At 70.0% G+C, this 6,280-nt stretch carries 6 protein-coding genes; 2 read left to right on the top strand and 4 right to left on the bottom strand.

Annotated elements, in window-relative coordinates; all coding sequences use genetic code 11:
- Positions 1-83: 83 nt before the first annotated feature.
- Positions 84-1,244, bottom strand: coding sequence for an AI-2E family transporter (locus EIO58_RS10920; RefSeq protein WP_127819567.1), 1,161 nt, complete (start codon positions 1,242-1,244; stop codon positions 84-86).
- Positions 1,245-1,353: 109 nt separating this feature from the next.
- On the bottom strand, positions 1,354-2,586 hold the full coding sequence (locus EIO58_RS10915) for an acyl-CoA dehydrogenase family protein (protein WP_127819566.1): 1,233 nt from the start codon (positions 2,584-2,586) through the stop codon (positions 1,354-1,356).
- A gap of 177 nt (positions 2,587-2,763) precedes the next feature.
- Between EIO58_RS10915 and EIO58_RS10910 the strand changes: the two genes are divergently transcribed.
- Both EIO58_RS10910 and EIO58_RS10905 read left to right on the top strand, forming a co-directional pair.
- A complete protein-coding gene (locus EIO58_RS10910; RefSeq protein WP_240658744.1) occupies positions 2,764-3,852 on the top strand; it encodes an alpha/beta fold hydrolase in 1,089 nt (362 codons plus the stop codon).
- A gap of 121 nt (positions 3,853-3,973) precedes the next feature.
- Complete coding sequence (locus EIO58_RS10905; protein WP_127819564.1) at positions 3,974-4,819, top strand: class I SAM-dependent methyltransferase; 846 nt, start codon at positions 3,974-3,976, stop codon at positions 4,817-4,819.
- A gap of 208 nt (positions 4,820-5,027) precedes the next feature.
- Here EIO58_RS10905 and EIO58_RS10900 read toward each other — a convergent pair whose 3' ends face one another.
- Together EIO58_RS10900 and EIO58_RS10895 are read right to left on the bottom strand one after the other, a co-directional pair.
- Complete coding sequence (locus EIO58_RS10900) at positions 5,028-5,345, bottom strand: MaoC family dehydratase (RefSeq protein WP_342447974.1); 318 nt, start codon at positions 5,343-5,345, stop codon at positions 5,028-5,030.
- A gap of 135 nt (positions 5,346-5,480) precedes the next feature.
- The gene (locus EIO58_RS10895; RefSeq protein WP_127819563.1) at positions 5,481-6,230 is read right to left on the bottom strand and encodes an SDR family oxidoreductase; all 750 of its coding nucleotides are present in this window, start codon (positions 6,228-6,230) and stop codon (positions 5,481-5,483) included.
- Positions 6,231-6,280: the final 50 nt, after the last annotated feature.

Raw genomic sequence — 6,280 nt, 5'->3', positions numbered from 1 at the left:
CTACGACTCTCGCGGCTGAGGCCCCCCAGCCTCATCGGACGGATGCCCTATCCCGAGGTCCCGACCGCCCTATTTCTGGCGCGTCACCGCCGCTGCGGCTCGATCGGGTGCTTGGGGCGTGCCCACCGGGCCGGCAGGCCCGGGCCGTCCCACACCTGCACCGCGCCCCACGCGGCGGCCGCGATCGGCACGGCGAGCACGGCGCCGACGATCCCGCCGAGGACGGTGCCGATCGTCAGGGCGACGAGGATCACGAACGCGTGCAGCTTCATCGAGCGGCCCATGAGGAACGGCTGCAGGAAGTTCCCCTCGAGCTGGTTCACGAGCACCACGACCCCGACGACGAAGAGCGCATTGACCCAGTCGTTCGCGACGAGGGCGACGAGGGCGGCGACGGTGCCGGCGAGCACCGCGCCGACGATCGGGATGAAGGCCAGCAGCAGCACGAGCACCGAGAGCGGGATGGCCAGCGGCACCTGCAGGATCAGGAGCCCGATGAGGATGCCGACGGCGTCGACCAGGGCGACCAGCGCCGTGCCGCGCACGTACGAGCCGAGCACGCCGACGGTCTTGTCGCCGATTCGGCGCGCCCGCACGTAGTGCTCGCCGCGGAACGGCCGCAGCAGGAACTCCCACATCTGCGGCCCGTCCTTCAGAAAGAAGAACAGGATCGTCACCATCAGCACGAAGCCGGTGACGAAGTTCGCGACGGCGCTCACGCCGGCAAGGGCCCCAGAGCCGAACTGCGCGCTCGTGACGAAGTCGAGCACCGAGGCGAGCCACTCGTCGAGCTGCTCCTGGTCGGGCGCGAACGGGAGGGTCTGCACCCACGCGATGACGGCCTCGATGCCGCGCACCGCCTCGGCGTACAGCTCGTCCCACTGGTCTCGCACGGCCCACACGATGAGCCAGCCGATGCCCGTCAGCAGCACCACGATCGCCAGCAGTGTCAGCACGGTCGCCAGCAGCGGTGGAACCCCGCGCCGCCGCATCCATCCCATCACCGGCGCGAACGCGCACGCGAGGATCAGCGCGATGACGAGGGGGATCGTGACGAGGGTGAGCTGCTGGATCGCGAAGATGATCCCCGCGACGACCGCGACCATGACGATGATCTGGATCGAACGGATGCCGAGCCTGCCGAATCCGTCGGCCCACAGGCTCCACGGGGGCCGGGTGGCTCTCGGCTCGACCTCGTGCGACTCCAGTCGCACCGTCTGCGGGTCCTTCCGGAACAGTCCCATGCGCCGAGCGTATCCGCGCGTCGGGACCGCACCGCTCGGGTTGCGCGCGAGTCCCGTGTTCGCTAGTGAAGGGAAGGGCGTCGCTGCGGTGCCCCGCTCGACCCGGCGGCTACGCGAAGGCGCTCATGCCGGTGATGTCGCGGCCGATGAGCAGGGCCTGCATGCTCTCGGTGCCCTCGTACGTGTGGATCGCCTCGATGTCGGCCATGTGCTGCATGACGCCGTTCTCGAGCAGGATGCCGTTGCCGCCGAGCAGGTCGCGCGCGATCGCCGCGATGCGGCGCGCGGCGCGGGTGTTGTGGTACTTCGCCAGCGACGCCTGCGTCGGACGCAGCTCGCCCCGCTCCTCGAGGTCGGCCATGTGGCGGCAGTACAGCTGCATCGCGGTGAGCTCCTCGAGCATCTGCGCGAGCCGCTCCTGCACCATCTGGAACTTCGCGAGGGGCTTGCCGAACTGCACGCGCTGCTGCGAGTACGCCAGCGCCGCCTCGTAGCACGCGGTCGCGTGGCCGAGCGCCGACCACGCGACACCCGAGCGGGTCGAGTACAGCACGGTCGAGGCATCCTTGAAGCTCTTCGTGCCGGGCAGCACGGCATCGGCCGCGACGCGCACGCCGTCGAGGGCGATGTGGGCCTGGTGGATCCCGCGCAGCGACGCCTTGCCCGCGATCACGGTGCCGGTATAACCGGGAGCCTCCTGCTCGACGAGGAAGCAGCGCACCGAGCCGTGGTGCTCGTCCCCGGGGAAGTCGACGCGGGCCCACACGAACGTGATGCCGCCTGACGCACCGTTGCCGATCCACTTCTTCGCGCCGTCGAGCACCCACTGACCGCCTTCGCGGCGGGCCGTGGTCTCGAGCGAGACCGAGTCGGAGCCGTGGTCGGGCTCGGTGAGGGCGAAGGATGCCGGAACCTCTCCGCGCGCGACGGGCACGAGCCAGCGCTCCTGCTGCTCGGGGCTGCCGAACAGCGCGAGCGTGCGGAGCGCAAGACCGCCCTGGACCGCGAGCACCGTGCCGAGCGAGCCGTCGCCACGCGAGATCTCCATGTTCACCAGGCCCGCCGCGAGCGGCGAGAAGCGAGTCAGCGAGGGGTGGTCGATGCCGTCGTTGAAGAGGTCGAGCTCACCGGCACGCATCGCGAGGTCGAGGGGGTATTCGGCCGTGTCCCATGCGTCCTGCATGCGCGTGCCGACCTCGTCGATGTACGACTTGGCGCGCTCCCACGCCTCGCGGTCGGCGCCCGGGACGTCGGCGAACACGGTGTAGTAGTCGGTGCCGAGGCGCGTCGTGACGTCGTACCCTTCGACGCTCTGACCGGGGCGGGGTTGGAACTCGGTCACGATCGGGACTCCTGACGCGCGGATGACGGGTGGTGCGGCATCCGAGTCTACTGGAACTGAATGCCGCGATCCATAGGACTCAGTCTCACCGTACCGGCTCACGCGCCCCGCAGGACGTCTCCGTGCGTCTCCATGGCGACTGGTGCGCTGGCGGCCGCAGCCACCTATGATGACGGCGTGGAGGCGCTCAGAGCCGATGTCGTCCAGGACATCCGCTTCGCACGGTCGGCCGACGGGGTCGGCATTGCGTACGCCGTGCACGGCTCGGGGCCTGCGCTGCTGATCGACGCCTGCTGGCTCAGTCACCTCCAGTTCGACTGGGAGAGCCCGGTCTGGCGCCATTACCTGGTCGAACTGGGCAAGGTCGCCACCATCATCCGGTACGACGAGCGAGGCCACGGCCTCTCGGACCGCGTTGTCACCGACCACAGCCTCGAGGCGCGCGTCGCCGACCTCGAAGCCGTGGTGGAAGACGCCGGGCTGGACAGGTTCGCGCTGATGGCGATGGCGCAGGGCGGACCGGTCGCCATCGAGTACGCAGCGCGGCATCCCGATCGCCTGACCCGGCTGATCTTCTACGGGAGCTACTCGGGTGCGACCGCCGCGGCGTCGCCTGAGGAGCTGGCGCTTCTGGCGGCGTTCGAAGCGCTTATCAGGGTGGGTTGGGCGCGCCCGACGTCCGAGTTCCGGCGGGTGTTCAGCAGCATGATGATCCCGGGCGGGACCGAGGAGCAGATGCGCTGGCTCGACGATCTCCAGCAGCGGGCGTGCGACACCGAGACCGCAGTCCTCTCGCGCGCGCAACGGCAGCTCGCCGACTCGACGTGGCGACTCCCCGAGCTCGACATCCCGACCCTCGTCATCCACAGTCGCGGCGACCAGATGAACGACTTCCACCATGCCCGCGACCTCGCCGTCGGCATCCGCGGTGCGAAGCTGGTGGCACTGGACAGCAGCAACCACATCGTGCTGGCCGATGAGCCGTCCTGGCCGGTGTTCCTCCACGAGGTGGCGAACTTCATCGAGCCGGACCGGCAACCCGCGCCCTCGGGGACCGTCGGCGACGTGGCCTCGCTCGTCTCGCCGCGCGAGCTCGACATCCTCCGGCTCGCCGCGGCCGGCCACGACAACGACGCGATCGCCGCCGAGCTCGTCCTCTCAGTGCGCACGGTCGAGCGACACCTCCAGAACGCCTACGCAAAGCTCGGACTGAGCGGGAGAACCGCGCGAACGGCTGCGGTGGCACGGCTGCTCTCCAGTGCGTGACGCGTACGCGTCAGCCGCCACACGATCGATCTCCTCGGAACGATGTTGCGCGCCGGCACCGATGTGGACCGAGCTGCCCGATTCCTACCGTGGTGACATCCCATACACAGGAGGAATCGAAATGTCATCCTTTACCAGCACCACCGCACGCGTCACGGCGACGGAGGAGGACCGCGCACTCAAAGCGAAGCACGCTGCGATGTGGGCGAGCGGGAGCTACACCACCGTCGTGGAAGAGGTCGTCCACCCGCTCGGCGGCATCCTCGTCGAGGCGATCGACGTGCAGCCGGGGCAGCGCGTGCTCGACGTCGCCGCCGGCACCGGCACATCGGCGATCCCGTCCGCTCGGCGCGGCGCCGAGGTCGTGGCCACCGACCTCACGCCCGAACTGCTCAGGGTCGGGCAGGCCGCCGCAGAGACGGAGGGCCTCGAGCTGACGTGGCAGACTGCAGACGCCGAAGCGCTGCCGTTCGCCGACGCCGAGTTCGACGTCGTCATGTCGAGCATCGGCGTGATGTTCGCACCGCATCACGAGCTGGCCGCCGACGAGCTCGTCCGGGTATGTCGCCCGGGTGGAACGATCGGCGTGCTCAGCTGGACGCCGAGCGGATTCATCGGGCAGCTGTTCGCGACGATGAAGCCGTACGCGCCGCCGCCCCCTCCCGGCGCCTCGCCCGCACCGCTGTGGGGCAGCCTCGAGCACGTCCGCGCGCTCTTCGGCGAGCGTGTCGGCGATGTCGTCGCCCGTCAGCAGGAGCTGGTGGTCGACGGATTCGAGAACGGCGCCCAGCTGCGCGACTTCTTCAAGGCCAACTACGGCCCGACGATCGCCGTGTACCGCTTCCTCGGCGACGACGAAGAGAAGGTCGCCGCCCTCGACGCCGACATGGCGGCGCTGGGCGACCGGTTCTTCGAGGACGGCGTCATGGCGTGGGAGTACCTCATCGTCACGGCCACGCGTCGGTAGGGCGTCGTGAATCCGCTGATGCTGGCGCCGCTGCTGCCCGACAGCGTTCGCGTGAGCCGTGAGGCTGCCGAGCGACATGCCGTGCTCGCGGCGCGCGCGGCGCGGGCGCGACCGCACAGGCCGGTGACCGGCGCGCTGAGGGTTGTCCCGCAGACCTGAACACGAAAGGTCCCGCGGTCTCGTTGCGGGATCGCGGGGCTTTTCGGGTTCAGCCGGCGGGGACGAACAGCCCGATCGTCTCGGCGATGAGCGCCGGGCGGTCTGACCCCTCGATCTCGACGGTGGTGCGCAGGCCGACGCGGTAGCCCTGCGGCGCCTGTTCGACCCATGCGATCTCGGTCACCGCACGCACGCGCGAGCCCGAGACGACCGGCTGCAGGAACCGCACCCTGTCGAGACCGTAGTTCACGACCATCGAGGTGCCCTCCACCGACGGCAGCCCGCGCGTGAGACGGGGCAGCAGAGACAGCGTCAGGTACCCGTGGGCGATCGTCGCCCCGAAGGGGCCGGATGCCGCGCTCGGCATCCAGGTGGATCCACTGCCAGTCCTCGGTGGCGTCCGCGAAGGCCTGGATGCGCTTCTGATCGATCGTGAACCAGTCGCCGGAGGCGGTGCTGCCCACCGCCTCCGAGAGGCCGGCGAGGGATTCCAGCACGATGCTCATGCGCGCGGGCCACCCGCGACGTACAGCACCTGACCTGAGACGAACCCGGACTCCTCCGAGCAGAAGAACGACACGGCCGCGGCGATGTCTTCGGGATAACCCGCGCGCTGCACCGGCACCTCGGCGGTCCGTGCCGTGACGAAGTCCTCGAACGAGACGCCGATGCGCTCGGCCGTGGCGCGGGTCATGTCGGTCACGATGAACCCGGGGGCCACCGCGTTCGCGGTGATGCCGTACCGGCCGAGCTCGAGGGCCAGTGTCTTAGTGAAGCCCTGCATGCCCGCCTTCGCCGCGGCGTAATTCGCCTGCCCGCGGTTGCCGAGAGCCGACGTGCTCGAAAGGTTCACGATGCGGCCCCAGCCCGCCCTCACCTGGTGCTGCTGCACCGCGCGCGACATCAGGAACGCGCCCCGTAGGTGCACGCTCATCACGGCGTCCCAGTCCTCCTCGGTCATCTTGAACAGCAGGTTGTCGCGGATGATGCCCGCGTTGTTCACCAGGATGGTCGGGGACCCGAGCTCACCGGCGACCCGTGCCACCGCGCGCTCCACCGACGCCGCGTCGGCCACGTCGGCGCCGACGGCGAGAGCCCGGCCTCCGGCATCCGTGATCCCGGCGACGGTGCCGCGGCACTGTGACTCGTCGAGGTCGAGCACGGCGACGGCGCTTCCGTCCGCGGCGAGGCGCTGGGCGGTCGCGGCGCCGATGCCGCGCGCTGCTCCGGTGACGATGGCGGTCCTGGGCATGTGCGGTTCCTTCGAATGTCATGAGCTGCCGAGCGGCGGGGGGCGCCGGC

This window comes from Microbacterium sp. CPCC 204701, assembly GCF_004010105.1.
GTDB lineage: Bacteria > Actinomycetota > Actinomycetes > Actinomycetales > Microbacteriaceae > Microbacterium.
This window is presented reverse-complemented; position numbering and strand designations above follow the sequence as displayed.

What these genes read in the sequence shown, in the direction of transcription:
- EIO58_RS10920 (WP_127819567.1), bottom strand. Translation starts at nt 1,244, where the DNA reads ATGGGACTGTTCCGGAAGGACCCGCAGACGGTGCGACTGGAGTCGCAC.
- EIO58_RS10905 (WP_127819564.1), top strand. Translation starts at nt 3,974, where the DNA reads ATGTCATCCTTTACCAGCACCACCGCACGCGTCACGGCGACGGAGGAG.
- EIO58_RS10900 (WP_342447974.1), bottom strand. Translation starts at nt 5,345, where the DNA reads ATGCCGAGCGCGGCATCCGGCCCCTTCGGGGCGACGATCGCCCACGGG.
- EIO58_RS10895 (WP_127819563.1), bottom strand. Translation starts at nt 6,230, where the DNA reads ATGCCCAGGACCGCCATCGTCACCGGAGCAGCGCGCGGCATCGGCGCC.